Annotated in this window: 25 protein-coding genes and 1 pseudogene; 19 read left to right on the top strand and 7 right to left on the bottom strand. The window is 60.4% G+C overall.

Going from position 1 to position 25,368, the window contains the following annotated elements; genetic code table 11:
* Positions 1–31: 31 nt before the first annotated feature.
* The 4 genes from ACD578_RS29245 to ACD578_RS29230 all read right to left on the bottom strand — a co-directional run bounded on the left by ACD578_RS29245 (position 32) and on the right by ACD578_RS29230 (position 2,894).
* Positions 32–346, bottom strand: a complete 315-nt coding sequence (locus tag ACD578_RS29245; RefSeq protein ID WP_404294438.1) for a hypothetical protein — start codon at positions 344–346, stop codon at positions 32–34.
* A 137-nt stretch (positions 347–483) separates the two neighbouring features.
* Positions 484–1,050, bottom strand: coding sequence for a transposase (locus tag ACD578_RS29240; RefSeq protein WP_404294435.1), 567 nt, complete (start codon positions 1,048–1,050; stop codon positions 484–486).
* A complete protein-coding gene (locus ACD578_RS29235; protein WP_404294432.1) occupies positions 936–1,517 on the bottom strand; it encodes a winged helix-turn-helix domain-containing protein in 582 nt (193 codons plus the stop codon). Before ACD578_RS29235 ends, ACD578_RS29240 begins: the two co-directional genes overlap by 115 nt.
* A 72-nt stretch (positions 1,518–1,589) precedes the next feature.
* Positions 1,590–2,894 (bottom strand): glycerate kinase, encoded by a 1,305-nt coding sequence (locus ACD578_RS29230; protein WP_404294430.1) that lies wholly within the window; start codon positions 2,892–2,894, stop codon positions 1,590–1,592.
* A gap of 115 nt (positions 2,895–3,009) precedes the next feature.
* Between ACD578_RS29230 and ACD578_RS29225 the strand changes: the two genes are divergently transcribed.
* From ACD578_RS29225 to ACD578_RS29205, 5 genes are all read left to right on the top strand, one after another.
* Complete coding sequence (locus ACD578_RS29225) at positions 3,010–3,552, top strand: TRAP transporter small permease (protein ID WP_404294428.1); 543 nt, start codon at positions 3,010–3,012, stop codon at positions 3,550–3,552.
* Positions 3,549–4,829 (top strand): TRAP transporter large permease subunit, encoded by a 1,281-nt coding sequence (locus ACD578_RS29220; RefSeq protein ID WP_404294425.1) that lies wholly within the window; start codon positions 3,549–3,551, stop codon positions 4,827–4,829. The genes ACD578_RS29225 and ACD578_RS29220 overlap by 4 nt, the downstream gene beginning before the upstream one ends.
* Positions 4,830–4,859: 30 nt before the next feature.
* On the top strand, positions 4,860–5,870 hold the full coding sequence (locus tag ACD578_RS29215; protein ID WP_404294424.1) for a DctP family TRAP transporter solute-binding subunit: 1,011 nt from the start codon (positions 4,860–4,862) through the stop codon (positions 5,868–5,870).
* Positions 5,871–5,968: 98 nt separating this feature from the next.
* Entirely contained in the window at positions 5,969–6,736 is a 768-nt protein-coding gene (locus tag ACD578_RS29210; RefSeq protein WP_404294422.1) for a FadR/GntR family transcriptional regulator, read from the top strand.
* Positions 6,737–6,745: 9 nt separating this feature from the next.
* Entirely contained in the window at positions 6,746–7,531 is a 786-nt protein-coding gene (locus ACD578_RS29205; protein WP_404294421.1) for a 2-keto-4-pentenoate hydratase, read from the top strand.
* Between the two features lie 625 nt (positions 7,532–8,156).
* Here ACD578_RS29205 and ACD578_RS29200 read toward each other — a convergent pair.
* Together ACD578_RS29200 and ACD578_RS29195 are read right to left on the bottom strand one after the other, a co-directional pair.
* Positions 8,157–9,356, bottom strand: coding sequence for a mandelate racemase/muconate lactonizing enzyme family protein (locus tag ACD578_RS29200; protein ID WP_404294419.1), 1,200 nt, complete (start codon positions 9,354–9,356; stop codon positions 8,157–8,159).
* A gap of 23 nt (positions 9,357–9,379) precedes the next feature.
* Entirely contained in the window at positions 9,380–10,348 is a 969-nt protein-coding gene (locus ACD578_RS29195) for a 2-hydroxyacid dehydrogenase (protein ID WP_404294417.1), read from the bottom strand.
* Between the two features lie 69 nt (positions 10,349–10,417).
* Between ACD578_RS29195 and ACD578_RS29190 the strand changes: the two genes are divergently transcribed.
* From ACD578_RS29190 to ACD578_RS29130, 13 genes are all read left to right on the top strand, one after another.
* Entirely contained in the window at positions 10,418–11,548 is a 1,131-nt protein-coding gene (locus ACD578_RS29190; protein ID WP_404294415.1) for a mandelate racemase/muconate lactonizing enzyme family protein, read from the top strand.
* Between the two features lie 13 nt (positions 11,549–11,561).
* Positions 11,562–12,284, top strand: a complete 723-nt coding sequence (locus ACD578_RS29185; protein ID WP_404295529.1) for an SDR family oxidoreductase — start codon at positions 11,562–11,564, stop codon at positions 12,282–12,284.
* Positions 12,285–12,311: 27 nt separating this feature from the next.
* Positions 12,312–13,154, top strand: a complete 843-nt coding sequence (locus tag ACD578_RS29180; protein ID WP_404294413.1) for a fumarylacetoacetate hydrolase family protein — start codon at positions 12,312–12,314, stop codon at positions 13,152–13,154.
* Between the two features lie 13 nt (positions 13,155–13,167).
* On the top strand, positions 13,168–14,469 hold the full coding sequence (gene larA, locus ACD578_RS29175) for a nickel-dependent lactate racemase (RefSeq protein ID WP_404294411.1): 1,302 nt from the start codon (positions 13,168–13,170) through the stop codon (positions 14,467–14,469).
* Positions 14,466–15,743, top strand: coding sequence for a LarC family nickel insertion protein (locus ACD578_RS29170; RefSeq protein WP_404294409.1), 1,278 nt, complete (start codon positions 14,466–14,468; stop codon positions 15,741–15,743). Before larA ends, ACD578_RS29170 begins: the two co-directional genes overlap by 4 nt.
* Complete coding sequence (locus ACD578_RS29165; RefSeq protein ID WP_404294406.1) at positions 15,736–16,518, top strand: adenine nucleotide alpha hydrolase; 783 nt, start codon at positions 15,736–15,738, stop codon at positions 16,516–16,518. The genes ACD578_RS29170 and ACD578_RS29165 overlap by 8 nt, the downstream gene beginning before the upstream one ends.
* A 4-nt stretch (positions 16,519–16,522) precedes the next feature.
* Complete coding sequence (larB, locus tag ACD578_RS29160) at positions 16,523–17,191, top strand: nickel pincer cofactor biosynthesis protein LarB (protein WP_404294403.1); 669 nt, start codon at positions 16,523–16,525, stop codon at positions 17,189–17,191.
* A gap of 8 nt (positions 17,192–17,199) precedes the next feature.
* A complete protein-coding gene (locus tag ACD578_RS29155) occupies positions 17,200–18,399 on the top strand; it encodes an alpha-hydroxy acid oxidase (RefSeq protein WP_404294400.1) in 1,200 nt (399 codons plus the stop codon).
* Between the two features lie 333 nt (positions 18,400–18,732).
* Positions 18,733–19,383: a LysE family translocator gene (locus ACD578_RS29150; protein ID WP_404294399.1), complete on the top strand. Its 651-nt coding sequence runs from the start codon at positions 18,733–18,735 to the stop codon at positions 19,381–19,383.
* Between the two features lie 37 nt (positions 19,384–19,420).
* Positions 19,421–20,053: a LysE family translocator gene (locus ACD578_RS29145; protein WP_404295526.1), complete on the top strand. Its 633-nt coding sequence runs from the start codon at positions 19,421–19,423 to the stop codon at positions 20,051–20,053.
* A complete protein-coding gene (locus ACD578_RS29140) occupies positions 20,050–20,961 on the top strand; it encodes a dihydrodipicolinate synthase family protein (RefSeq protein ID WP_404294398.1) in 912 nt (303 codons plus the stop codon). Before ACD578_RS29145 ends, ACD578_RS29140 begins: the two co-directional genes overlap by 4 nt.
* Before the next feature lie 507 nt (positions 20,962–21,468).
* Complete coding sequence (locus ACD578_RS29135) at positions 21,469–21,927, top strand: transposase (RefSeq protein WP_404294396.1); 459 nt, start codon at positions 21,469–21,471, stop codon at positions 21,925–21,927.
* Positions 21,854–22,429, top strand: coding sequence for an IS630 family transposase (locus ACD578_RS29130; RefSeq protein WP_404295523.1), 576 nt, complete (start codon positions 21,854–21,856; stop codon positions 22,427–22,429). The genes ACD578_RS29135 and ACD578_RS29130 overlap by 74 nt, the downstream gene beginning before the upstream one ends.
* 223 nt (positions 22,430–22,652) lie before the next feature.
* Here ACD578_RS29130 and ACD578_RS29125 read toward each other — a convergent pair.
* Positions 22,653–23,369 (bottom strand): annotated as a pseudogene (locus ACD578_RS29125) (IS701 family transposase); the annotation flags it as partial.
* 372 nt (positions 23,370–23,741) lie between these two features.
* Here ACD578_RS29125 and ltrA point away from each other — a divergent pair.
* Entirely contained in the window at positions 23,742–25,220 is a 1,479-nt protein-coding gene (gene ltrA, locus ACD578_RS29120) for a group II intron reverse transcriptase/maturase (RefSeq protein ID WP_404294394.1), read from the top strand.
* Positions 25,221–25,368 lie beyond the last annotated feature (148 nt).

Here is a 25,368-nt window from a genome sequence, read left to right as displayed (position 1 = left end):
TTAGCATTACGGCCACTCTGGACCAAGATGTCTAGCGCGACCCCATGTTGATCCGCGGCTCTCCAGAGTCACTGCTTCCGGCCTGCACGCTGATGGCAGGCTCGTCCAAGTCCCATGTGTCGCGGGCAGCTAGAAGTTGACGGCGGATCTGCTTGGCAAAGTTCTGGCCAAACTTCAGCGCCCAGTGCCGGACGGTCTTATAGCTAACCAAGATGCCTTGGGCGGCGAGCATCTCCTCGACCATGCGCAGGCCCAAGGGAAAACGGAAGTACAACCAGATGGTATAGCTGATCACTTCAGCCGGGAAGCGGAGGCGAGGGCAACGAGGAAGACGGATCAATTCCATCTCTTACGTATGCCTCAACCCGGTCACCCTCCGGTTAATCTGCCGGTGCCAGCGTGTGAGGCATTGCGATCCTCTTGCTTCGTGAGAGGCTCTCCATTTTTCGAAGGAAGTCCAACAAGACGATGCATTAATGATCTTCACGAATGTCCTGTGACGGAGAGGCCTGCGTGTCGAAAGAAGCTGACGATCATCTTGGGTCGTCGCTGCAGGCGGACGAACTCAAGACGCACCAGACGGTGCAGGTCGTCGACGGATCCGGGTAATGCATTCTCCATAGCTCGCTTGACGAACGCATTGCACTGCTCCTCCGGATTGAGTTCGGGTGCATAGGCCGGCAGGTAGGCGATTGCGAAGTCCTGCGCATGAGCCGCGATGAAGGCAGTGGTGACCTGTGATCGATGGGCGTTGAGCCGATCCCAGACCACCAGCAGCGGCGTGCCGATTCTGCGCCGAAAATACCGCAAGGCCGAGATCACGGTCGGGCTCGTGACGCTGGTGCGGAAGTGGCGGGCATACAGCCGCCCGTTTGGGGTGATCGCCACGATGCTCGACACCTCCCGCCGCTTGCTCAGGCGCCGCAGCACCGGGGTCATCCCACGCCGCGCCCAGGTGGTGCCCGGTCGGGCCCGGAAGCTGTGACCCGTCTCGTCCCAAAGAAGGAGCGTGCGGCCTTCCCGCTGGGCCTTCTTTTTAAAACAACCCACTCGCGCTTGGGCCAGACCGCGATCACGAGCTCGTCGCGCTCCTTAGCCCGGGTGGCGGGACGCTGCACGCTGAAGCCATGAGCCTTCAGCGGCCGCTCCAGATAGCGCGGATGGTAGTGAACGCCAAACTCGCGCTCGACCAGCGCTGCGATGCGCTGGAGGGTCCAGCGCTCGGTGGCAAAGCCCGCCGCCATGGCGCCCCGATCCAGAAGCCGTCCCAGATGGGCCCAGGCCGCCTCATCGAGCCGGGGCTCTCGTCCTGTTCGGACGCGGGTGACCAATCCGCGCCGGCCCTGCTGAGCCAGGGTGGCGGCCCAACGGGAGACACTGGCGCGACTGACACCCAGCTGCCGGGCAATCTCGGCCTGGGAGAACCGGCCCTGCCCCAACAGTCTCGCGGCCGCCAGACGGCGCTCCTCCATCTGCTCCGGTGTCAGATGCGCCGGACGCCAAACGATGTCCTCCATCGCACACCTCCTCACGAGGATCGACACCGCCCTATGTTACACCACCTTCGTGAAGATCATTAGATCATTCGATCAACACATATCGGCCTCTCGAACCAGGATCGCCCGCAAATCATTTACATTGGTCCCGGTTGGGCCTGGCACGAACAGGTCATCAATAGCCTGAAATGCCGTCCAAGTATTGTTGTCGGCCAGCGCTACCTTCGCGTCAATACCAGCTGAGCGCATGCGAGCTACTGTTGAGCCATTGCAGAAAGCCCCGGCATTATTCTCCGAACCATCGATTCCGTCGGTATCAGCCGCCAGGGCATCAATGCCTTGCACGCCTGCAATACCGAGCGCGAAGGATTGCAGGAATTCGCTGTTGCGGCCTCCTTTACCCTTAGCCTTTAGGGTGACGGTCGTTTCCCCGCCGGACAAGATCACCACGGGCTTCCGGAACGGGCGCTGCTTCGTTGCAACCTCACGAGCGATTGCGGCATGGACTGAACCAACGTCGCGCGCTTCACCTTCGATCGCATCTGAAAGGATCACCGCTTCGATTCCCTGCCGACGTGATGCAGCCGCTGCCGCTTCAAGCGATACCCCAGCGGAGGCGATGATATGCACCTCATTGTCCGCGAAACATGGGTCGTCCGGCCGCGGCGCGTTGGCCTCGGGCGACTTCAAATGCGTCATGACGACACTGGGCAGCCTTATTCCGTAAGCCCCGATCAAAGCCAATGCATCATTGCGATCAGACCCGTCCGGTATGGTCGGGCCGGATGCGACCAACGCTGGATTGTCACCCGGGATGTCCGATACGATCAGCGACACCACCTTGGCCGGATACGCCGCCGCTGCTAGCCGCCCGCCCTTGATTGCCGAGATATGCTTGCGGATCGTGTTCATCGCCGAGATCGGCGCGCCCGATGCAAGCAGAGCCTCGTTGACTGCGATCTCGTCCGCAAGCGTCAACCCGGTCGCCGGCGCCGGTAGCAATGCCGAGCCACCGCCGCAGATCAGGGCGATCACGAGATCGTCCCTGGTTAGCCCGCTGACGCGCTGGAGCAGGCGCTGCGATGCCCGCAACCCCGCTTCGTCCGGCACTGGATGCGCAGCTTCCAGGACCTCAATATTCTGTGTCGGCGCGGAAAAGCCGTAGCGCGTTACAACACTTCCTTCGAGTGGGCCCGGCCAAGCCTGTTCCAGCGCAGCGGCCATTTGCGCCGCCCCCTTACCGGCTCCGATGACGATCGTGCGCCCGCGGGGCTTTGGCGGCAGGTGCGTCGCAATAATCCGATCCGGGTCGGCCGCCGCAACGGCGGCTTGGAATAATGAAACGAGAAAACGTTTCGGATCAAAGGTGACCCCAGTATTCACGTCAAAGGCTGCCATAGCTCGTCCTCCGTCTGGTCTCCAGCAGTGACCGGAAAGTGCATCACCTCCTTTTACACCATGCACATTGACAGTCTAGTATCTAGCATCTAGTGTCTAATGAGGGAGTGAAATCATGCTACAACTAAACCGTTTATTGTGGCGAAGCATCGAGGTTGTGCTGGTCGCACTGATCGCGGTGATGTTCCTGATGGTGTTCGGCAACGTCATCCTGCGCTACGCATTCAGTTCCGGTATTGAATTTTCTGAGGAACTGTCGCGCTTCGCTTTTGTATGGCTGACTTTCATCGGAGCGGCGGCCGTGGCTCACGACGGCGCCCACCTCAACGTCGAGATCTTCGTGGCGTCCGTATCGTCCAAAAGCCGCCTGCTTCTCCTCATCCTGAGCGACGCGGTTGTCCTGCTCTGCAGCGTGCTCTTCCTCTCAGGAACCTGGAAATCCCTTGGTATCAACGCCACCAACTACGCCCCGATCACCGGCATCTCCTACGCCTGGATCTATGGCATCGGTCTGTTTAGTGGCGGCGCCATCGCCCTGATCACGATGATGCGTCTCATCCGCGCGTTGACGGGCCGCTTGCACAAAGAGGAATTGGACCGCTTCGCCGGCGTCTTCACCGACGACGAAGTTGGCGCGATACGGAGTCACACGGAATGACGATCCTGATCTTCCTCACGTCCCTGATTGGCTCAATGGCCATCGGCGTACCGATCGCATTCGCGCTGATGTTCTGTGGCATCGTTCTGATGGTCTGGCTGGGTATTTTCGACACCCAGATCATCGCGCAGAACATGATTGATGGCTCAGACAACTTCCAATTGCTCGCCGTGCCCTTCTTCATTCTCGCTGGCGAGTTGATGAACGCCGGCGGCCTGTCACGCCGCATCATTCAGTTTGCTGTCGCGTGCGTTGGCCATTTCCGCGGAGGTTTAGGGTACGTCGCGGTGATCGCGGCCGTCCTTATGGCAGCGATGTCGGGTTCGGCTGCCGCAGACACCGCAGCGCTGGCTTCGATCCTCGTTCCAATGATGCGCCACGCGGGCTACAATATGCCGCGCGCGACCGGCCTGATTGCTGCCGGCGGCGTCATTGCGCCTGTCATACCGCCTTCCATCGGATTCATCGTTTTCGGTGTAGCGGCCGGCGTTTCCATTCCCCAGTTGATGCTGGCTGGAGTCGCACCGGGTATCCTGATGGGCTTATCCATTGGCGTTGCCTGGGCGATCGTATCGCGCAAAGAGACCATGGCTGTCACCGGGCGCATTGATATGCGCGGCCGCCTCGCTGCGTTGCGCGACGGCTTCTTCGCACTGTTGATGCCGCTCATTGTGATCGGATCAATCCGAGCCGGCGTCGCGACACCGACTGAGGCCGCTGTGATCGCTGTCGCCTATGCGCTCGTGTTCGGCCTTTTCGTCTACAAAGAGCTCAAATTCTCAATGCTCTTTGGTGTCTGCCTCATGGCGGCCAAGACGACTGCAGCTGTTATGTTTCTGGTCGCGGCCTCACTTGTCTCGGCATGGCTGATCACTCAGGCCAACATCCCGGGCGAGATCGCCGACCTGCTCCGCCCGCTGATGGGAAGCCCCCTGCTTCTGATGGTTGTCATGATGGCTATCGTCTGGGTGATCGGGACCGCATTGGACTTCACTCCCACCGTGCTGATCCTAACGCCGATCCTGATGCCGATCGTCCGCGAGGCGGGCATCAATCCAGTCTACTTCGGCGTTCTGTTCATCATGAACAATGCAATCGGTCTGATTACGCCGCCCGTTGGCATCGTCCTGAATGTCGTGTGCGGTGTCGCGCATGTGCCGATGGGAAAAGTGATCAGAGGTGTGACACCGTTCGTTACAGCGCAAACGTTGCTGCTGATCATGCTGATACTATTCCCGGACCTTGTCATGCAGCCATTAAGCTGGCTGCGCAACTAACTTGCAACTATAACTTAAGGAGGAAAGACCATGAAAGTGTTCACCAAGTTAACCGTCGCTCTTATCGCCACTCTGCCAGTCACAAGCTCGGCGTATGCCGAGTTTCAGAACCGGACACTGCGTGCCTCCAACACCGTGACGGAAATCCACCCTGTAGGAGCCGGCCTCAAGAAGATGTCGCAGTGCCTGTCGGAAAAATCAGGCGGCAAGATGAAGCTGCAGCCGTTCTGGGGTGGCGCGCTCGGCAGCGACGGTCAGGCTACGCAAGCTCTGCGTGCCGGTACACTCGAGATGGTCACTACCGCCACCTCTTCACTCGTCGGCATCGCGCCGAAGGCTGGCGTATTCGACTTGCCTTATCTCGTTGAGAACGAGGAGCAGGCCTATAAGCTGCTTGACGGCAAGATCGGCAACGAGATCAATAAGGAATTGGAAGCCGCAGGTCTGATCAACCTTGGCTATTGGGAGAATGGATTCCGGCATGTGACCATGTCAAAGCTGCCCATTACCAAATGGGAAAATCTCTCCGGCCGCAAGTTGAGGGTGCTGCCGAGCCCGATCCATATTGCGATCTTCAAGGCCTTCGGCGCCACCGCAGTGCCGATGTCGTTCGGTGAAGTCATTGCTGCCCTCGAGACGGGTGCGATCGACGGTCAGGATAATACCCTCGTTAATATCGATACGCTCAAGATCTATGAAGTCCAAAAGTACCTGTCCTTGACCGGCCATATGTATAACCCGCTTCCGCTACTCTACTCCAAGAAGCTGTTCGACCAGCTAGCTCCGGAAGAACAGCAGGCGCTGCGGGAGTGCGGTGCCCAAGGCCGTGATGAAGAGCGTCGCGTGTCACAGCAGATGGCACGCAAAGCAGTAGAGAATGTTAAGGCGCACGGCATGCAGGTCAATGATGTTTCGCCCACGGAAGTTGCGCGCTTCAAAGAAAAGTCAAAGACAGTCTATGATGAGGTGGGATCTTCCTTCGGCGAAGGCTTCATGGTACTTGTAAACAAAGAGATCGCGGCGCTGAGTGCTGCGAAATAGAGGCACTATACAGGCCAGGGCAGGCGATTATGCCTGCCCTGGTTTAAGGACGGGTAATGGCATCCTCAGGAAAAGCTATGGACACGAAGGGTCTCGCCTTGAGCGAGGTCAGCGGAGGGAGGCGACAGAAGAGCGAAAAGCCTGATGCCTCCGCTGACGTTGTCGACCGCATCAACGCGATGATCCGGAGCGGGGCCCTCTCGCCGGGTGATCGTCTGCCATCTGAGATCCGTTTTGCCGAGCAACTCGGTGTTTCCCGTTCCGCTGTCACCAAGGCTTACGCCAAGCTTGAGGCCTTTGGGTTAATCCGCACAGTACCGCAAAGCGGCACCTTTCTTGCCGGCATCGGTGGCGATGCACTGACCGCGCTCCTGTCCAATGTCATGGACACGGATTTCATTGCGATCGATACAGAAGACATCAACAGTGTTTATCAATTCCGTGCTTTTGTCGAAGAGATGCTCGCCGCCACCGTCGCTGAGACTGCGGATGATGCGGCGATCCAACGCCTTGAGGCCAAGGCGGCCGAGGTCAAGCACCGCATCCTTGACGGCAAGGGCACAATCGAAGACGACCTTCTGTTCCATCTGGAGCTCGCCGAGCTAAGCGGTCGGCCGTTCTTCAAGGCGTTGCTGCTCTTTATCACTTTGCCCATGGTTCAGGTTTTTCGCCGCTTTGAGAAGGGGCAGAGGACCACCCGCGTGCGCGAGCGCTGGCGCCGTTCTATGGCTGAGCACGACGCCATCGTGGCGGCGATCAAATCGCGCGATGTCGAAGCAACGAAGGAAGCCGTGCGCACGCATTTCCAGAACGCCATGGAATTTCGGACCGACATGATGGCGAGTCCGGGCACCTCTAAGAAGTAAACTTTGGACATGGCAGAACAAGCGACGTTGCTCGACCGTCAGGTGGAGTTTTTCCTCAACCAACGCCTTAGTCCCTCTCGCTTGGCTGAGGTTCCAGCAGCCCTCAAACCCGCTGACGCGGACTCCGCCTACGCCGTGCTCGCCGGGGTGCACGCTGGGCTCGCTGCAACGGGTCACCGCCGCGTTGGCTATAAGATCGGTTGCACGACATCAAAGACACAGGCCGCACAACGAACCGATCATCCGACCTGGGCCGGGCTCTTTGAGGCCGACCGTTACAGAACGATCGGCGGCGCAATCAGGAACATTGCACGTCCCTTCGCGATCGAATGCGAGATCGTTATGCTGCTTGGAAAAGACATAGACGACCCAGCTGCCCTGTCTGACGAACGGCTCACGGATGCCATTCAAAGTTGCGCTGTCGGCTGCGAGCTTGTTGTTAACCGCTACGGTGATCCGCTTGCCCGCGGCCTCCCGACCTTGATCGCCGATGACTTCTTCCAGGCTGCATTCGTTGTCGGTCCGCCCAACGATCATTGGCGCAACCTCGACCTATCAAAGCTTGCCGCTGACGTGCGGGTCGACGGGCGGGTCGTCGAAACCGGTGTCACCAGCACCGTCATGGGCAACCCGCTTCATGCACTGCGTTGGCTGGTTGCCGACCAGGCAAGCCGCGGCATGCGTTTGCACGCCGGCGATATCATATTCTCGGGATCGGCGACAACGCCCTATTGGCTGGACGAAGCTCCTCACTCCGTCGAGATCAGAATCGAAGCTCTTGGCTCGCTGACCTAGATTCTCTCGACGCTCCGAAGCGCTGCGCTCCTGCGGTCGTATCCGCGAATGAACAAGCCTTGGACCGATTGGCACACTGCAGCGGTATAGGCCGCCGAGGCGATCTGCCCAGCTCAGGGCAACGGCGCGGCGCCTGCGCTGCTCATGCTGCAGTGTTTCTCAACCAGAGAGGCTGCATGTCCCATTTCAACTGACAATGCCGCCCAACGTCACTGAATAGGAATGTACACGCCCCGGCCGGTGATCGCACGGCAGCGTCCGCCCCCGGCACCAGTGTGACGGAGGTCGAAGATGGTATTGGCAAGGAAGCTCTTCTTTGATCAGCCACCAGTGGGCGAATACAAGGCTGACCTGGTGGCCGCCGAACCTATCCCTGATCACTCAGGTGGCTGGTGTCGCGGCGAACATCCGGAGTGCGGCCTTTCCCGACTGTGATACACCCCGTGGTCGCATGAGTGGCGAGTCCTGATCCAGTCTGGATCGGGCTCGCCAATCGGCCGGGAAGAGCCTTTATCGATACCGGTGGGTCTCTCAGCGGCGGCTCCATCTCTGAGCTAACGACCCTGCCACTGCAAAGCCGTTAACCCAGGCGGTAGAGCAAGGCACAAGGCTAAAAGGCTCACGCTTACAGCGAAGAACAGCGGATAGCCACATCGTCGCGTCTGAGTCGGTCCGGAAGTAAGTCCAGTCCAAGCCCCGGTGCTTCGCGTACCGTGATCGCGCCATCCACTACGGGTGGTAGTTCAGTCACCAGATCTTTGTACCATGTATAGTAATAGCCGCGGGCGATTTCCTGAGTGAAGCAGTTGCGCGTTGCAAGCGCGAGATGAGTGCTTGCCGCCAGAACGACGGGTCCCGTGCAATCGTGAAAGGCAACAGAGAGATGGGCGGCCTCCGACATGGCTGCTACCTTACGCGCATTCGTGATGCCGCCGCTCCAGGAGACATCGTAGATCACCAGTCCACAGCCGTTCGAGTCGATCAGTGCCTTATAGGCGCCAAGTCCACCGAGGGTTTCACCGGTGCCAATCCGCAGCGGGGTGCCAGCCTGAAGCAGGCTGAGGCTCGCCATCTGGTCGAGCGGCACCGGGTCCTCGACCCAGGAGGGCTCGACCTCACGCAACGCTTCGATGATGCGCCGCGCACTTGGCAGGTTCCAGAACGCATGCAACTCAACCATCAGGTCGATCCTGTCGCCATAGGCCTTTCGGATATCGAGAAATGGCTGCAGGCCCTTCCTTAGACCTTCGGTGGAGATGTTGCCATCAACGACGTCCCCGCCGAGGAAGTCGAAGGGCCAAATCTTCATGCCCTTGATCCCCATCTCCAGCAAACTACTGGCTAGCTCCGTCGGACGGTTCAGGAATGCGTCTGTGTCATCGAACTGCGCCGGGCCCTGTCCCACGCCATAGTCGAAGGTGCTGTGGCTTGCCGCCGGCTTCGTGTTGTAGTTCGTGTTCGCACAAGTGTTGTAGACGGGGAGGGTATCGCGGACCTTCCCGCCCAGGACGTGATAGAGAGGCACGCCGAGCGACTTGGCGAACACGTCCCATAGCGCGATGTCGGTTGCCGAACGACCGCGTTGCTCGGCGCTGGATCCGCTGCGCCCCAGGTAGCCGAGCATGTAGTCGCCGTGCAGGTTGATGTGCCGGGGGTCCTTACCAAGCAAATAGGGCGCGACAACAGCGTGGATGTGCGCCTCAGTGGCGTCGGGGCCGAAGTAAGTTTCGCCGATACCAGTCAGTCCCTCGTCGGTTTGCAGCCGGACCCAAACAAGATTCGGGAACTCCGCAACGCGAATTGTTTCAATGTCTGTAATGCGCACGTGAACGGCCCTTACTTAACTTTTTAAATGGAAGTAACGGGAGTGGCTGGCTTTTCTCCCGACATGAGTTGGCCGATGTTGGAAAAGCATTGTGCCCATGCCGAGCGCTTACTCTCCACCGTGCCGCCTCCGATATGCGGGGAGAGCACAACGTTTTGCATTGTAAGCAGTGCCTCGGGCACTGCAGGCTCGAACTCGAACACATCGAGACCTGCACCACCAAGATGTCCTGAACGGAGCGCTTCGACCAGAGCCTGGTTTTCGATGACCGGCCCACGCGAGACGTTGAGCAGGATCGCACCACGCTTCATCAGCTTCAATGTCCGACTGTTGAGGAGGTGGTGCGTTTCATCGGTGAGGGGGCAATGGAGTGTCAGCACGTCAGCAATTGCGAGCAGTTCTTCGAAGGGAACGAAGTTCTCGTCCCGAGCATACTCGTCGCAGTGCCGGATCGTCATCTGAAAGGCAGCAGCGCGTTGCGCCACCTGCCGGCCAATACGACCATAGCCCACGATGCCAAGCGTGCGCCCCTCAAGCGAAATACCGTCCCAGCGACCGGGCGTCCAGCCATCGGATTCCCACTTGCCTGACCGGACATAGCGATCAGCCTCGATCAGCCTGCGTGATACCGCAAGCAGCAGGCATAGCGTATGGTCAGCGGTCGCCGAGGCGAAGCTGTTCGGGCAGTTGGTGCCCCAAACGCTGCGCCTTTCCATAGCCCGCACATCCATGTTGTTGAACCCGGCTGTCGCATTGGCGACGATCTTGAGCCTCGGTGCAGCGCCAAGAAGCTCCTCATCGATGGTGAGTTCGTTCTGGTTGATCAGCGCGTCGACATCCGCAAGGCGCGACAGCACCTCGGCTCGCGTCATCGGGACGGAGAGATCGTTACCCTCGATCAACTCGACTCCAGCCGGAACAAAGCTGCGGCAATCATCAGGCAGTCGGCTTGTAACAAGGATACGTCTAATCAACTTCCCGTCCTCCCACATTTAACTTGCAGCTAGATGCTAGATGCTGATATAGGGGGTGTCAAGATGTGCTGCTAAGGAGAAGCCACGGTGCGAATTGTAGACGTACGGACCCACGTCCTGGAGGCAGAGCTTTCCGAGCCCTTCGCCTGGTCTTTCGACAGCACAAACAAGCGCGGGTCCTGCCTCGTTGAGATCGAGGTTGAGGATGGCACCATCGGCTGGGGTGAATGCTTCGGACCGTCACGCCTCAATGCAGCGGTTGTGGCTGCTTTCAGGAAGCACTTGATCGGCGCCGACGCGATGGCAACCGACCAGATCTGGCAAACACTCTACAGTCGCTTCCGCGATCAAGGGCAGAAGGGCCTGGTCGTCACTGCGATCAGCGGCGTCGACATCGCGCTTTGGGATATCAAAGGCAAACTGCTTGGCCGACCAGTCCATCAGCTTATGGGCGGTCCACTCCGCACCAAAGTGCAAGCCTATGCCACCGGGACTTACCGACGCGGCTCGGGCGATCCGATGGATTACGTCGTTGAGGAAGTGCGTGGCTACACCGAAGACGGCTTTAACGCAGTGAAGCTGAAGATCGGCTTTGACGTCGAGGCCGATGCAGCGCTGATCCGTGCCGTCCGCTCTGCCATCGGGCCCAAAAGGGCTCTGATGCTTGACGCCAATCACGGCTATGACGCCCTGGAGGCCATCGAACTTGGCCGGCTTGTGGCCGATCAGAATATCGGCTGGTTCGAGGAGCCGGTCGTGCCCGAAGATCTCGGCAGCTACCGCGAGGTAAGGCAAGGGCAGCCGATTCCTGTCGCGGGTGGTGAGTGCGAGTTCACGCGCTGGGGCTTCCTCAACGTCCTGACCACCCGTTCGATCGACATCCTGCAGCCGGACACGTGCGCGGCTGGCGGCCTCTCCGAGTGCAAGAAGATTGCCGATATGGCGGCCGCATTCGGGGTCCGGTACGTTCCACACGTCTGGGGCACTGGCATCGGCTTATCAGCCGCTCTGCAGCTTTTAGCCGTCTTGCCGACCACGGCGCTGCGCCACACCCCACGCGAGCCGCTGTTAGAGTTTGACCGCTCTGAACACCCGTTCCGACAAGCGGTTCTCTCACAGCCGATTGAGCACAACGGTGGCTGGGTCGATATTCCAACCGGACCTGGCCTCGGCATTGAAGTCGACCGTGATGCCATCGAGCGTTTCACTGTCGCCTAAAGGAGTTCAGTTTATGACTTCAGTTTCCGGAAAGACCGTCCTCGTGACGGCCGCTGCACAAGGCATCGGCCGCGCCATCGCACTCGCCTATGCCGGTGCCGGGGCGAACGTCTGGGCTACCGATATCAACGAGTCTGCTCTGCCCACAGGCGACAGGATCATCCCCCGCAAGTTGGACGTGTTGAGCGATGATGCGGTGAGCGTCCTTGTGGGGGAGATCGGAGCCGTTGATATTCTCTGCAACTGCGCCGGCTTCGTGCACGCGGGTACGATTCTCGAGGCCGCCCGAGGCGACCTCGATTTCGCGTTCGATCTCAATGTGAAATCAATGATGCGCGCGATCAAGGCAGTGCTCCCCGGCATGCTGGCGCAACGCGATGGCTCCATCATTAACATTGCCTCGGTCGCGGGCTCGATTAAGGGTGTCCAAAATCGGTTCGTCTATGGGACGACAAAGGGCGCCGTCATTGGGCTGACGAAATCGGTGGCCGCCGACTACGTCAGTCACGGCATTCGATGCAACGCAATTTGCCCCGGTACTGTTGAGAGTCCCTCACTTGAGCAACGATTGGGTGCAACGGGCGACTATGAGCAGGCGCGAAAGGCCTTCGTGGCGCGCCAGCCTATCGGGCGCATCGGCACTCCAGAAGAAATCGCTGCCCTCGCACTGTATCTCGGCACCGCCAGCTACACGACCGGGCAAGCGCACATCATCGACGGCGGCTGGTCCAACTAGTCACGCATCACAAGAGAGGAGAGTCAGTTGAAACTGTTGCGCTATGGTTCCCCAGGTCAAGAAAAGCCTGGACTGCTCGACAACGACGGTCGGATCCGAGACCTGTCGGGCGTTGTCGCCGATATTGCAGGAGCAATTCTCCTGCCCGAGGGCCTTGAACGGCTGAAAGCGATCGATCGCGCTACGTTGCCGATTGTGGAGGGTAATCCGAGACTTGGCCCCTGTGTTGCGGGCACCGGCAAATTTATCTGCATCGGCTTGAACTACTCAGATCATGCGGCTGAGACTGGTGCTACGGTGCCACCGGAACCGATCATCTTCATGAAGGCGACCTCATCGATCGTTGGACCGAACGATACGATTGAGATCCCACGCGGCTCGGAAAAGACCGATTGGGAGGTGGAACTCGGCGTCGTTATCGGCAAAAAGGCGAAGTATGTCTCCGAAGCGGACGCGATGGACCACATCGCCGGGTATTGTCTCATCAATGACGTTTCCGAGCGCGCCTTCCAAGCCGAGCGGCAGGGGCAGTGGACCAAGGGCAAGTCGGCCGATACGTTCGGTCCCATTGGACCCTGGCTGGTCACTCCCGATGAGGTCCCCGACCCGCAGAAGCTTGCCATGCATCTCGATGTCAACGGCCGTCAGTTCCAGAATGGCTCAACCGCGACCATGGTCTACGGCGTCCGCTACCTGGTGTCCTATCTCTCACAATTCATGAGCTTGCAGCCGGGCGACGTCATCTCTACCGGCACGCCGCCCGGCGTGGGACTGGGTCAAACACCGAATATTTATCTGAAGCCCGGCGATGTTGTCACCCTGGGGATCGAGGGCTTGGGCGAACAGCGCCAGAATGTTGTCCAAGGTTAAGGAGAGGTTGAACATGAGCGGCGATGTCATCGAACTTGCTTTTGGGCGCGGGACATTGCCGCTCACCCTTCCGGCGAAGGTGCAGGCAACCATTGTGCGCAAAAAGGTGCTTGCGCCGCTTCCCGACCCCCTGGGCGCTGTTCGCGATGCCTTCGCCAACCCGATTAACTCTCTGCCGCTTGCCGAGCTCGCGAAGAGCCGCAGGAGCGCTTGCATTCTTGTATGCGATATCACACGCCCGGTCCCGAACGGACTTTTCCTGAGACCTATGATCGAGGCGTTGGTGGCGGGTGGTATTCCCCTGGCGGCCATCACTGTTCTGGTCGCGACTGGCCTGCATCGTCCCAATCTCGGTGAAGAGCTCAGTGAGCTGATCGGCGATCCTTGGGTTCTCGAGAATGTGAGAGTTGAGAACCACTATGCCCGTAACAGCGCCGATCATGTTGATCTCGGCGTGACCGAAACCCGCAGAACGCCGGTGCATATCAACCGCCTGTTTGTCGATGCTGATCTTCGTATCGCGACTGGTCTGGTGGAACCACACTTTATGGCTGGCTGGTCTGGCGGACGCAAAGTTGTAGCACCGGGCGTCGCTGGCCACGAGACGATCCGGACCTTCCATTCTGCGCGTTTCATGGAAGATCCCCTCGCGATTCAATGCAACCTTGTTGGCAATCCTCTGCATGAAGAGCAACTGCAGATTGTGCGAAAGATCGGTGAGGTTTACGCCCTAAATACGGTGCTCGATGAGGAGCGCCGCCTAGCCTATGTCACCTTCGGCGAAATCATCGAGAGCCACCTGAGGGCTGTTGAATTCATCGCCGTAGCGACGCTGATTCCAGTCGAGCGCAAGTTCAAGACGGTTGTAACATCGGCCGCCGGATATCCGCTCGACAAGACCTACTACCAGACGGTCAAGAGCATGGTAACGCCGCTGGACATCCTTGAACCAGGCGGCACATTGATTGTAGCGTCAGAATGTTCTGAAGGGTTCGGCAGTGACGAATTTCGTGCTGCTCAGGAGAGGTTGGTTGACCTCGGCCCGGATCGGTTTCTCGCGACACTGACGGCAAAGACGCTCGCCGAGGTCGATGAATGGCAGACCGAAATGCAACTGAAGCCAATGCGTGCGGGTACGATCCAGCTCTTTACCACAGGTCTCGACGCTACGGAGCGACGGATCACCGGCGTTGAGACAATTGGCTCAGTGGTCGATGCGATTGCAGAAAGCGTCGCGCGCCATGGCGACGGTGCCGTCGCCTTTATCCCGGAAGGCCCCTACGTGGTGCCTGCGTACCGCCCGGTGACAACATGAACATCATCCATCTCGATGCGGTTGGTGGAATCGCCGGCGACATGTTCGTGGGGGCGCTGCTCGACGCCTTTCCTGACCTGCGCCCGCGCGTCATGGCAGACGCTGCCAGCGTCCTGCCGCCACAGGCAGGAGTTGCTGAACTGGCAGAACGTCAGAGTGGCGCCGTTCGTGCCTTGTCGTTCGGGCTCAGCGGTGGTGGGCATGCTCACCCGTCACATCATGATAATAGCGATGCTCCTGCTGGCGCCCACAGGCATGGCAGTCACGCCCATAACGGGCCCGAAGTGGTTGCGACGCACCGCCACGAACACAGCGAGCATACTCACCACACCTCAAATGACGGCACTTTTCGCAATATAGTTGCGCGTATTCGCGCGGCACATCTGGCTCCCGGCACAGCAGATCACGCGATCTCGATCCTGACGATCCTGGCCGAGGCGGAGGCTTTTATCCACTGCGTGCCGATTGAGCAGGTGCATTTCCACGAGATTGCCGATTGGGACTCTCTCCTGGATGTTGTCGCTGCTGGCAGTCTTGCGGCGGCACTCGAAGAATTCACCTGGAGCGTATCGGCTCTGCCACGTGGCGGCGGTCTTGTCAGGACGCAGCATGGCCTGCTGCCCGTGCCCGCACCAGCGACGGCCCGAATTCTGGAAGGTTTCGAATGGCGGGACGATGGCATCGCTGGTGAGCGCGTCACGCCCACGGGTGCGGCCATCTTGAAACATCTTGTCCGGCCGCCTGCCATCAAGGTCGAGGGACGATCAATCACGTCTGGGACTGGAGCTGGCACGCGAGTGCTGCCGGGAATACCCAATATCCTGCGCGCACTCGTGTTTGAGGAAGCACCGGACCTAGTGCAAGACCAAGTCACCGTTCTCAAGTTTGAGATCGACGACATGACTGGTGAGGAGATCGGAACGGCGGCAGACCGCTTGCGCGCCTTGGAGGGTGTTCTCGACCTTTCCATCGGACAGCGCTGGGGGAAAAAGAACCGTCCGATGCAGAGCTTCTCTTTGCTGGTCAGACCTGACCGGGCTGAAGGCGTCATCGCCTGCTGTTTCACTGAGACTTCCACCATCGGCCTCCGATCCCGCATGGAGAGCCGCCGCGTGCTCCAGCGCAAGCTATCGAGTTTCGATAGCATAGGTGTGAAGACGGTCCGGCGGCCCGCTGGCGAGAGCCGAAAGGCTGAGAATGATCATCTAACCGGCGACAGTCTCGAGGAGCGGAGACAGGCAAAGCGGTATGCGGAACGAGGTGGTCGTGATTGAAACTGCACAAAGGCTCATCACGGTTCTCGCTCAGCATGAACATGTAGCCGTTGCCGTGAGTGGCGGCGTCGACTCCCTCACACTCGCGACTTTTGCTCACCGCCATCTGCCAGGTCGGATGAGTGCCATTCATGCGGTGTCGCCTGCGGTTCCAGCCTCTGCGACCGCGCGCATCGAGATGCTCGCACGAGTTGAAGGTTGGCCGTTGACGATCACGGATACCGGAGAATTTGACGACCCCCGTTATCGCGATAATCCCCAGAACCGGTGTTACTTCTGCAAGACCAATCTTTATAACCGGATCCGTGATCTGACAGCGGGCAGCATTGCATCAGGTGCAAATCTAGATGACCTCGGCGATTATCGTCCAGGTCTTCTGGCAGCCGCTGAGCGCCAGGTGGTGCATCCCTTCATCGAAGCGGAAATGGCCAAGGCCGACGTGCGCGCCATGGCCCGTACGCTCGGTCTTGGGGTCCTCGCGGAGCTGCCAGCGCAACCGTGTCTCGCAAGCCGGGTTGAAACCGGCATTTCGATCGACGCAGAGGATCTTGCCTTCGTCGAGCGCGCCGAGGCACGGCTTACAGCGATCGCACCGGCAGGTTCAACCGTGCGTTGCCGCGTCGCTAGGGCCGGGGTCATTCTAGAGTTTGGGCCGGAGGCCGAATCCGTAGCCGCGGAGCTGGAAGCCTCTCTCCTGTCTCTCTGCCTCGAAGCGGGGCGCCCATTTGCCGGAACCCGCGCCTATAGTCGCGGCGCGATGTTTATTCGGAGCTAACATTATGGCAACGGACTTTCAGATTGACTGGGACCGCGAGCGACGTACCGGCGTTCCGGAAGCGGTCTATTGTGCGCACAAATCGCCAAAGCAAATCGAAGCGATCTTACGGGCGGCACGCGAATTTGATCGCAGGATCTTCCTTACCCGGCTTGAAGAGCGCTCTTTTGGAGCGTTGCCGTCTGACGTACGCACGGGGCTTGACTACGATTGTGAGTCCCAGACAGCCGTCCAGGGTGGGCCAATTGCGCTGAAGCCATCTGGTATCGGGCTTGTTTGCGCTGGCACGTCGGATATCCCGATCGTTGTCGAAGCGTGCCGTACACTTGGCTTCCAGGGGCATGATGCAATCTGCATTGCCGATGTGGGTGTCACGGGCCTATGGCGTCTGATGGAGCGTATCGATGACATTCGACGCTGTCGGGTGGTTATCGCATTCGCTGGCATGGAAGGAGCGCTGTTTAGCGTCTTAGCTGGGTTGATCTCTGCGCCCGTGATTGCAGTTCCGACATCGGTTGGCTACGGAGTCGCGGCTGAAGGACGGGTTGCGTTGAAGGCTGCTCTCGCGAGTTGCGCGCCAGGAGTAGTCGTCGTCAATATTGACAATGGCTTCGGTGCCGCCACTGCTGCAATGAAAATTCTCGGTGTCGGCCAACAATCGTCGGAGGTTTAGACGTGCGAGTGCGTGATGCTCTCACGATTGATGACTTCCGCCTGATTTCCAAGGCGAAGATGCCGCGCGTTGTCTTTGACTATATCGATGGAGGGGTGGAGGACGAGTTGGCACTTGCTGGAAATATCAGCGCTTTCCAGCGTCATGCCTTCGTCCCACGTTATTTCAGGGATGTGGAGTGTCGCCAGCATAGCGTAACGTTGTTTGATCGACAATACGACCGCTGCTTCGGGATTTCACCGACCGGTTTTGCATCCATCTTCCGTTCTGGCGCGGATCTCATGCTCGCCCGCGCGGCGCGTGATGCCGGTATCCCCTTTGTACTATCGGGTGCCAGCAATGCACCAATTGAGCAGGTTGCCGCTGAGGCCCCAGGCAATGTCTGGTTTCAGGTTTATGGTGCGCGTAATAGAGCTATCACGAAGGATCTCCTCCAGCGCGCGGCTGGCTCTGGTGTTGAAACTTTGGTGCTAACGGTTGACGTGCCAGTGACGCCAAAGCGTACACGTAATATTCGCAACGGCTTCGGACTGCCGCCTCGCGTGACCGTCGCCTCCGTTATCGATGCAGCGCTCCATCCCGGCTGGACCATTCGCTATCTCGCCTCAGGCGGGCTTCCCAAGCTTGGCAACTGGGAACCTTACGCACCGCCGTCGGCATCTGCGATGGAGGTTGCGCGGGTTTTCGCAAAGGAGACGCCCGATGCCACGCAAACAATGCGCGATCTTGAGACGGTTCGCTCGCTCTGGAAAGGCAAGCTTTTGGTCAAGGGCATTCTGCATCCCGATGATGCGTCGGATGCTTTAAAGCGAGGAGCGGACGGCATCTGGGTTTCGAATCACGGCGGGCGGCAGATCGATCGTGTGATGCCAAGTATTGATGCTTTGCCCTCGATTCGGGCCGCAGTCGGCTCCAAGCCCATTCTGGTTATCGATAGCGGCATTCGACGGGGCGCTGATATCGCGATTGCGCGGTGTCTGGGCGCCGATTTTGCATTCGTTGGACGCGCTACGCTGTTTGGCGTAGCTGCGGCGGGTGAAGCCGGTGCGCGCCGCGTTATTAACCTGCTGAGTGAGGAGCTTGACTTGGTGCTTGGGCAGATAGGCTGCGCATGTGTGAACGAACTCTCGTCTCGCTACCTTGTAGCTGGCCGCACCTCGCGCTGGGGTATAGGCGAGGCCGGGCCATATGTGACCAACGTAGCCTAGAATGAGCAGCCAATCGGTTTGGCGAAACACCTGGAGACCAGCATGCGTGTATTCATTAGTATCATCACTCTCAGCTTCTTGCTGGCGCCCATGTCAGCATTGGCCCACGGTGACGCAATGAGCAAGAAGGAGTGTCACCGCCATTCAGGTGAGAAGACGTATCACTGTCACTAGTGCATGGATTAGAGATGCTAATGCAGGATAATAGAGTTTCACTTTCCTAATCCTCAGGTTTGGTCTAGCTCAGATCCGCTCCCAGTCGAGTTCGACAGGACTGTTTCTCTCCTGGGCTTCATGCCACAGGCTGAGCCACTGACACGCTGAGAAGTGCCTATGCTCGACATCACTCAACTCGCCCTGTTCTTCGCCGCAGCGTTCGTCCTTGCCATCACGCCTGGGCCCGGCATCTTCTACGTTGCTGCCCGCACCCTCGCGGGCGGACGCGCTGAGGGGATCGCCTCCAGCTTCGGCACCGGATTGGGCGGCATGGTTCACGTCCTGGCCGGCAGCCTGGGTGTCTCTGCCATCGTGCTGGCGAGCGCTGAGCTGTTCACGGTCCTGAAGCTGCTAGGCGCGGCCTATCTGGTCTGGATAGGCTGGCGGACCTTCTGGGCCGCACGCCAGGATGCATTGGCAGCCTTGGCAGGCGGAACGGCGGCCCCACCTGTCGGCGCACGCCGGGCTTTCCGAGAAGGGGTGCTGGTAGAGGCCATGAACCCCAAGACAGCAGCTTTCTTCCTGGCCTTCGTGCCGCAGTTCGTCGACCCGACTGCCGGCAACGTGGCTCTACAATTTGCTGTCCTCGGCTTCGTCTCCGTCGCCCTCAACACCCTCGCTGATGTCGTGGTGGCCTTCGCGGCAAGTGGCATCCGGGCAGGGGCCACAGCCCGTCCCAATCTGATCCGCCGCCTGCGGGAGGGATCAGGAGCCGCCATGGTTGCACTCGGCATCGGCCTTGCCCTGGCCGGGCGCCCGTCGACCTGATAACCAGGATCGTGCCGGACCCGGAGGCATGGAAACAGTGAGTGCCGAACTTCAACACCTCCTGCTTGTCTACGGAACATATGTCATCGCGGCGGGTAGCCCTGGCCCCAGCAACATGCGCATCATGGGCGTGGCGATGCAGCAAGGCCGCCAGGCGGCACTCGCGCTGGCCGCAGGGGTTGTTACCGGTTCCGTCTTCTGGGGCATGATGGCGGCAACGGGGATTTCCGTCCTCCTCACCCGCTATGCTGAGGTCCTGACGGCCCTCAAGATCTTCGGCGGCCTCTATCTGTTGTTTCTTGCCTTCAAAGCCGGACGGGCCGCCGTGATCTCGGACGAGCGAGCTATGGCACGAGCACCTACGCCCCCTTCATCGAGAACGGCGCTGTACAGGCAGGGGCTGCTGATGCACCTCGGCAACCCGAAGTCCGTGCTCGCATGGATTGCCCTGGTAACGCTTGGCCTCGGTACCGACGCATCCTGGCAGCGCGTTGCCGTGATCCTTAGCGGATGTGCTGTGCTGAGCGTGACGATCTTCTGCGGCTATGCCGTCCTGTTCTCGACCGCGCCGATGGTGCGCCTGTACCGCCTTGTCCGCCGCTGGATCGAGGGTACCCTCTCCATTGCCTTCGGTTTTGCAGGACTGCGCCTGCTTCTGGCTCGCACATGATGACCACACAAACACCATCAAAGCTGTTCAGCGGCCTTTCGGCCTTTCCCCTGACGCCGACCGATGCCGCAGGGCATCTGCAAGCCGATGTGCTCTGCCGTTTCCTGGAGAACATCCAGGCGGCAGGCGCAAACTCCATTGGCCTGCTCGGCAGCACCGGCGGCTATGCCTACCTGACACGGGAGACACGCCAGCGTGCGGTCCGGGTGGCGGTGGAGTGCGTGGGTGCCAAGATTCCGATCATCGTCGGCGTGGGTGCGCTCCGGACCGACGAGGCCGAGATGCTCGCTCGGGACGCTAAAGCGGCAAGGGCTGATGGCTTGCTGCTGGCTCCGATGTCCTATGCGCCCCTGACCGACGAGGAGGTCTTCCAGCACTTCGCGGCTGTGGCCACGGCGGGCGAACTGCCCCTATGCATCTACAACAACCCGAGCACCACGAAATTCACCTTCAGCGATGACCTGATCGCCCGCTTGGCAAGGCTCCCGAACGTAGCGGCGGTGAAAATGCCGCTGCCTGCGAATGGCAATTTCGCGGGCGAGATGGAGCGGCTGCGGGCGATGACCCCAGACGGGCTCGCCATCGGCTACAGCGGGGATTGGGGTGCAGCCGACGCCCTCCTGGCTGGCTGTGACGCTTGGTACAGCGTGGTTGCGGGCCTGCTGCCCGCTCCGGCTTTGGCTCTCACCCGAGCCGCGCAAGCTGGCAACCGTCCAGAGGTGCTACGCATCAACGAAGCCTTCCAACCGCTTTGGGATCTGTTCAGGGCGTTCGGCAGCTTTCGGGTGATGTATGTGATGGTCGATGTTCTCGGCCTCGCCAGGATTGAGCCGCCGCGTCCGATTCTGGCATTGCCACGGGAGACATACGGTCGGGTGGAAGCGGCTTTGCAGAGCTTGAAGAGTTGAGATCGCTTCATCCCCTCAAAGGAATTCTACGAGGTTCCGGGTGTGAGGCCAGATGTCGCCTTCCAGCACGGAGCTGACCTTAGCCGTACTTCCGAGTTGGCGGCGCGAGCGGACATTCATCTCAGTGACTTGCTGGCGACCGGTGGCCTGCGCACACATTCACGATCAGCCGAGCTTGAAGTCCTGAACTCGCCGCATCCCGTTGCAGGCCGACCCGGGATCGCAATGATCCCGCCGGTTTTAACGGCTGGCGGGTATGATCGAGCGTTTTGAAGGGGAGAGCGGACGTCGGCTTCGGGCCGAGGCGCTCATCGAGTTGGACGAGGACGGCAACAAAGTCTCATGTCGCTCCCCTCTCAACAGTTCGTGTGTTCTTGCAACCTTCCGGTCGGCCGAGGATGCGCTCTAGACATGAACTGAGTGTCAACACTAAAGCGCTTTTGATCTGGGCTTGAACCCATTCGGGTGGGCTGCGCGTTGACTGGGATATGGCCCGGGAGGCGAGCCATGCCCCAGCCTTATTCCGCTGATCTGCGTGAGCGTGTTGTGGTCGCCTGCGAGCGTGGCGACCTTCCTCAGGTTGAGATTGCCTATCGGTTTCAGGTCTGTCCTGCCACCGTGTCGAACTGGCGCCGCCAGGAGCGCGAGGACGGCCGACGTGCTCCGAAGCTGCACAGCGGCGGCGTGCCCTCGCGCCTGGATGCAGCGGCTCTGGAGGTGCTGCGTCAGCTCGTGATCGAGGACAATGACGCGCCACTGCGCGAGTACCGCGAGCGCCTGGCTGCACGCACTGGCGTGACGGTCTGTCTGGCGGTGATTTGCGAGGCGCTCAAGCGCCTCAAGCTGCGTCCGAAAAAAGACCCTTCGGGCGGCCGAGCGGGAGCGGCCCGAGATTGCCGCCGAGCGCGAGGCTTATCGCCAGCAGATGAGCGACATGCCCGCGGAACGCCTGGTGTTCCTGGATGAGAGCGGCGTCACCACCAAGATGGCCCGTACCCATGCGCGAGCCCCGCGCGGGCAGCGGGCGTACGGGTCGATCCCGCTCGGCTCGTGGCAGCGGCTGACGGTTTTGGGCGCACTCGCGTGCGATGGCTTGGTGGCTACGATGAGCATCGAGGCGTCCACCTCCACGCCGGTGCTGCTGGCCTATCTCGAACAGGTGCTGGTGCCCAAGCTCCAGCAGGTGAAGCCGGATGCCATCCTGGTGATGGACAACCTGCGCCCACATCGCGCGACGGAAGTGCGAGACCTGCTCGATCGGGCTGGGATGGGACTGCTGTACCTGCCCCGCTACTCACCCGAGTTCAACCCGATCGAGCCCGCCTGGGCCAAGGTGAAGGAGCGGCTTAAGGCAAAAGCGCCTCGCACTCTCGAAGCCTTGGAAGCGGAACTCAAACCCGCCCTCGACACCATCACCGCAAAAGATGCCAAAGGCTGGATCAGGCATGCCGGCTATGCCCTACATTGAAACCAAAAGCGCTTTAGTACTACAGCCGGGCCTTGCGTCGGTGTCGGGTGCGTTTGCGCCAGTGACATTCACGAGCCCGTTGCTGATGACGCCGACGCCACACGGACCAATGCTCGACGGCCTCAACCGAAGGCGGCCGTTCCCACACCAGATGCCAGAGCAAGCGGCGCACTTCCGGCACCGTGAACGGCAGCAGTCCCGCGGCCTGCCGGACGGGGGCCTCTCCCCCGATGGCGTGCCGGCGCACGACGGTGAGATACGCATGCGCCAGCATGGATAGGGTGATGTGCCGGTGCCAGCCCGTCCACGCGCGCACCTCGTACTCGTCCAACCCGGTCTCGCCCTTGGCCTCCTCAAAGCAGCTCTCGATCCGCCAGCGCATCCCGGCAATCCGCACCAGCTCGGCCAGCGAGGTCTCCTCCGGTGAACGGGTGAGATAGAACGTGAACTGATGCGGGCGGCCCTTCTGGCGCCGGATCAGCAGCCCGGTTTTCCAGCCCGGCACCGGCGGCGTGCGGTACGGCAGATAGGCCCAGTCATACAGCCGTGGGCCCTTGGCCCCATCGCCGGCACTCAGCCGTTTCCAGCCCCGGGCCGGCACATCCTCCAGCCAGTCCTCCACATGCTTGAACCCAAGCCGCTGGGCCGAGGTCACCGCCAGCACATAGCCACGCCCGTGTGCTTCGATCAGGCGCCGGGTCTGATGGTCGGCGCCATACACGCAGTCGCCCACCACCCACGTGCACGGTACCCCGGCGGCAAAGGCGCGCTTCAACATGGCCTGCCCGAGCTTCGGTTTGGTGGTGAAGCCGACCTCCTCCGGCACGCCCGCTTCCGCGCGGCGGGCCGCATCGAAGGCCCAGGTCTCGGGCAGGTACAGCGCCCGGTCGATCAGCGCATGCCCGTGCCGGCTGGCATAAGCGAGAAACACCCCGATCTGGGGTCAGTGCAAGGTGCGCCGGGAGACCGGCAAGGAGTAGATGGTGCAAGTCCATCGCAATGAAGGAGTAGCGATCCACATTGGCCCCGAGTCATGCGCGGACGGCCGCGAGGCCGTTCGTGAAGCGTTGACAGGGGAGCGTGTAGGCCAGCCATTGAACCGCGAAAATGACGCTTCTCGGGTGCCGACGTTTTTCTTGTGTGCGGAAGGCAACATGAGCCGGCGCGATAGCGCGAGGGCCGGCTCGACCCGACGTGGTCTGAGACCCTGGCATGCACGGACGCTCCTTGTGCGGGAACCGGGAGGCCTCGGGATTGGCCAGAGTGGCGTGCCACGGCTGGTCCGCATCGGGAAGGCGAGGAGCCGAAGCCGATGATGAACGATCCCGAGGAGTCAGATCCTGTCATAGTAGCTATGAACCTTGTGAACAAAGCTGGGTCACCAGCGGCGGAGCAAGGGGAGCCAAGGGCAGGAACCAAGGGGAAGGCGGATCAGCACAGCACATGCCGGGCGCAGGACCGGGAAAGTGTGTCCCAGGTGCTGGACCGCATACGGCAAGCCGCAAGGCACAGGACGAAGGAGAAGTTCACGGCGCTCTTCCATCACATCTCCCCGGAAGCCCTCAGGAGGGCGTTCTACGCCCTCAAGCGCGAGGCCGCTCCCGGGGTGGATGGGATGACTTGGCGAACCTACGAGACAGACCTTGATCGCAAGATTGCGGATCTGCACGACCAGGTTCAACGAGGGGCATATCGCCCGCTGCCCTCCCGGCGACGGTATATTCCGAAGCCGGACGGGCGGCAGCGCCCGCTGGCCGTTGCGGCCCTCGAAGACAAACTGGTCCAGAGGGCGACCGCGGCGGTGCTGAATCAGATCTATGAGGAAGACTTCCTCGGCTTCAGCTACGGCTTCCGGCCGGGACGCGGCCAGCACGATGCGCTGGACGCGCTCCATGTCGGGATCGAGCAGCGGAAAGTGAGCTTCATCTTGGACGCCGACATCGCGGGATTTTTCGACACGGTGGACCAGACATGGCTCCTCCGGTTCGTGGAGCACCGCATCGGCGATCCGCGCATCATCCGCCTGATCCGCAAATGGCTCACGGCGGGTGTTCTGGAGGACGGAATCGTTCAGGTCAGTGACAGGGGCACAGGTCAGGGGTCGGTGATCTCACCGCTCCTGGCCAACATCTACCTGCACTATGTGTTCGATCTCTGGGCCGAACGCTGGCGACGGCGTGAGGCCACTGGCGACATGATCATCATCCGCTATGCTGATGATATTGTGGTGGGCTTTCAACATGAGGCTGACGGCCAGCGCTTCCTGAGCATGATGCGAGACAGGCTGCAGGAGTTTGCGTTGCAGCTCCACCCGGACAAGACCCGACTGATCGAGTTTGGCCGCTATGCGGTTCAGACGCGACAGAGGAAGGGGCTTGGCAAACCGGAGACGTTCAACTTCCTTGGCTTCACTCACATCTGCGGAAAGACCCGGCAAGGCCGGTTCCAAATCCTCCGGAAGAGCCGGAGGGACCGCAGGGTAGCGAAGCTGAAGGAGATCAAGAACGAGTTGCGACGGCGCATGCATCGGCCCATCCCCGAGCAGGGACGATGGCTGAAGCAGGTGCTCATGGGCTACTATGCCTATCACGCCGTGCCGACCAACTATCGATCGCTCGGCGCCTTTCGTGACCGCATCATCCGGCTCTGGGCCCAGACGCTTCGGCGGCGGAGCCAGAGACATCGCCTGATCTGGGAGCGAATGATCCGGCTGGCCAATGACTGGCTCCCGCGACCGCGCATCCTTCATCCCCGGCCGCGCATCCGCTTTGCCGTCAAACACCCAAGGTAGGAGCCGGATGCGGGAATTCCGCTCGTCCGGATCTGTGCGGGGGGTGCTCAGCAATGGGCATCCCTACCGCGATAGTGCGCCGGGAGACCGGCAAGGAGTAGATGGTGCAAGTCCATCGCAATGAAGGAGTAGCGATCCACATTGGCCC

It is taken from the genome of Microvirga sp. RSM25 (genome assembly GCF_044784385.1).
GTDB classification, from domain to species: domain Bacteria; phylum Pseudomonadota; class Alphaproteobacteria; order Rhizobiales; family Beijerinckiaceae; genus Microvirga; species Microvirga tunisiensis.
The sequence above is the reverse complement of the archived record's forward strand: the minus strand, read 5'-3'. Positions and strand labels throughout refer to the sequence as shown.

Excerpts from the sequence above, each read along its gene's own strand:
- ACD578_RS29245 (WP_404294438.1), bottom strand. The coding sequence starts at position 346 with ATGGAATTGATCCGTCTTCCTCGTTGCCCTCGCCTCCGCTTCCCGGCT.
- ACD578_RS29235 (WP_404294432.1), bottom strand. The coding sequence starts at position 1,517 with ATGGAGGACATCGTTTGGCGTCCGGCGCATCTGACACCGGAGCAGATG.
- ACD578_RS29230 (WP_404294430.1), bottom strand. The coding sequence starts at position 2,894 with ATGGCAGCCTTTGACGTGAATACTGGGGTCACCTTTGATCCGAAACGT.
- ACD578_RS29225 (WP_404294428.1), top strand. The coding sequence starts at position 3,010 with ATGCTACAACTAAACCGTTTATTGTGGCGAAGCATCGAGGTTGTGCTG.
- ACD578_RS29220 (WP_404294425.1), top strand. The coding sequence starts at position 3,549 with ATGACGATCCTGATCTTCCTCACGTCCCTGATTGGCTCAATGGCCATC.
- ACD578_RS29215 (WP_404294424.1), top strand. The coding sequence starts at position 4,860 with ATGAAAGTGTTCACCAAGTTAACCGTCGCTCTTATCGCCACTCTGCCA.
- ACD578_RS29205 (WP_404294421.1), top strand. The coding sequence starts at position 6,746 with ATGGCAGAACAAGCGACGTTGCTCGACCGTCAGGTGGAGTTTTTCCTC.
- ACD578_RS29195 (WP_404294417.1), bottom strand. The coding sequence starts at position 10,348 with ATGTGGGAGGACGGGAAGTTGATTAGACGTATCCTTGTTACAAGCCGA.
- ACD578_RS29185 (WP_404295529.1), top strand. The coding sequence starts at position 11,562 with ATGACTTCAGTTTCCGGAAAGACCGTCCTCGTGACGGCCGCTGCACAA.
- larA (WP_404294411.1), top strand. The coding sequence starts at position 13,168 with ATGAGCGGCGATGTCATCGAACTTGCTTTTGGGCGCGGGACATTGCCG.
- ACD578_RS29170 (WP_404294409.1), top strand. The coding sequence starts at position 14,466 with ATGAACATCATCCATCTCGATGCGGTTGGTGGAATCGCCGGCGACATG.
- larB (WP_404294403.1), top strand. The coding sequence starts at position 16,523 with ATGGCAACGGACTTTCAGATTGACTGGGACCGCGAGCGACGTACCGGC.
- ACD578_RS29150 (WP_404294399.1), top strand. The coding sequence starts at position 18,733 with ATGCTCGACATCACTCAACTCGCCCTGTTCTTCGCCGCAGCGTTCGTC.
- ACD578_RS29140 (WP_404294398.1), top strand. The coding sequence starts at position 20,050 with ATGATGACCACACAAACACCATCAAAGCTGTTCAGCGGCCTTTCGGCC.
- ACD578_RS29135 (WP_404294396.1), top strand. The coding sequence starts at position 21,469 with ATGCCCCAGCCTTATTCCGCTGATCTGCGTGAGCGTGTTGTGGTCGCC.
- ltrA (WP_404294394.1), top strand. The coding sequence starts at position 23,742 with ATGATGAACGATCCCGAGGAGTCAGATCCTGTCATAGTAGCTATGAAC.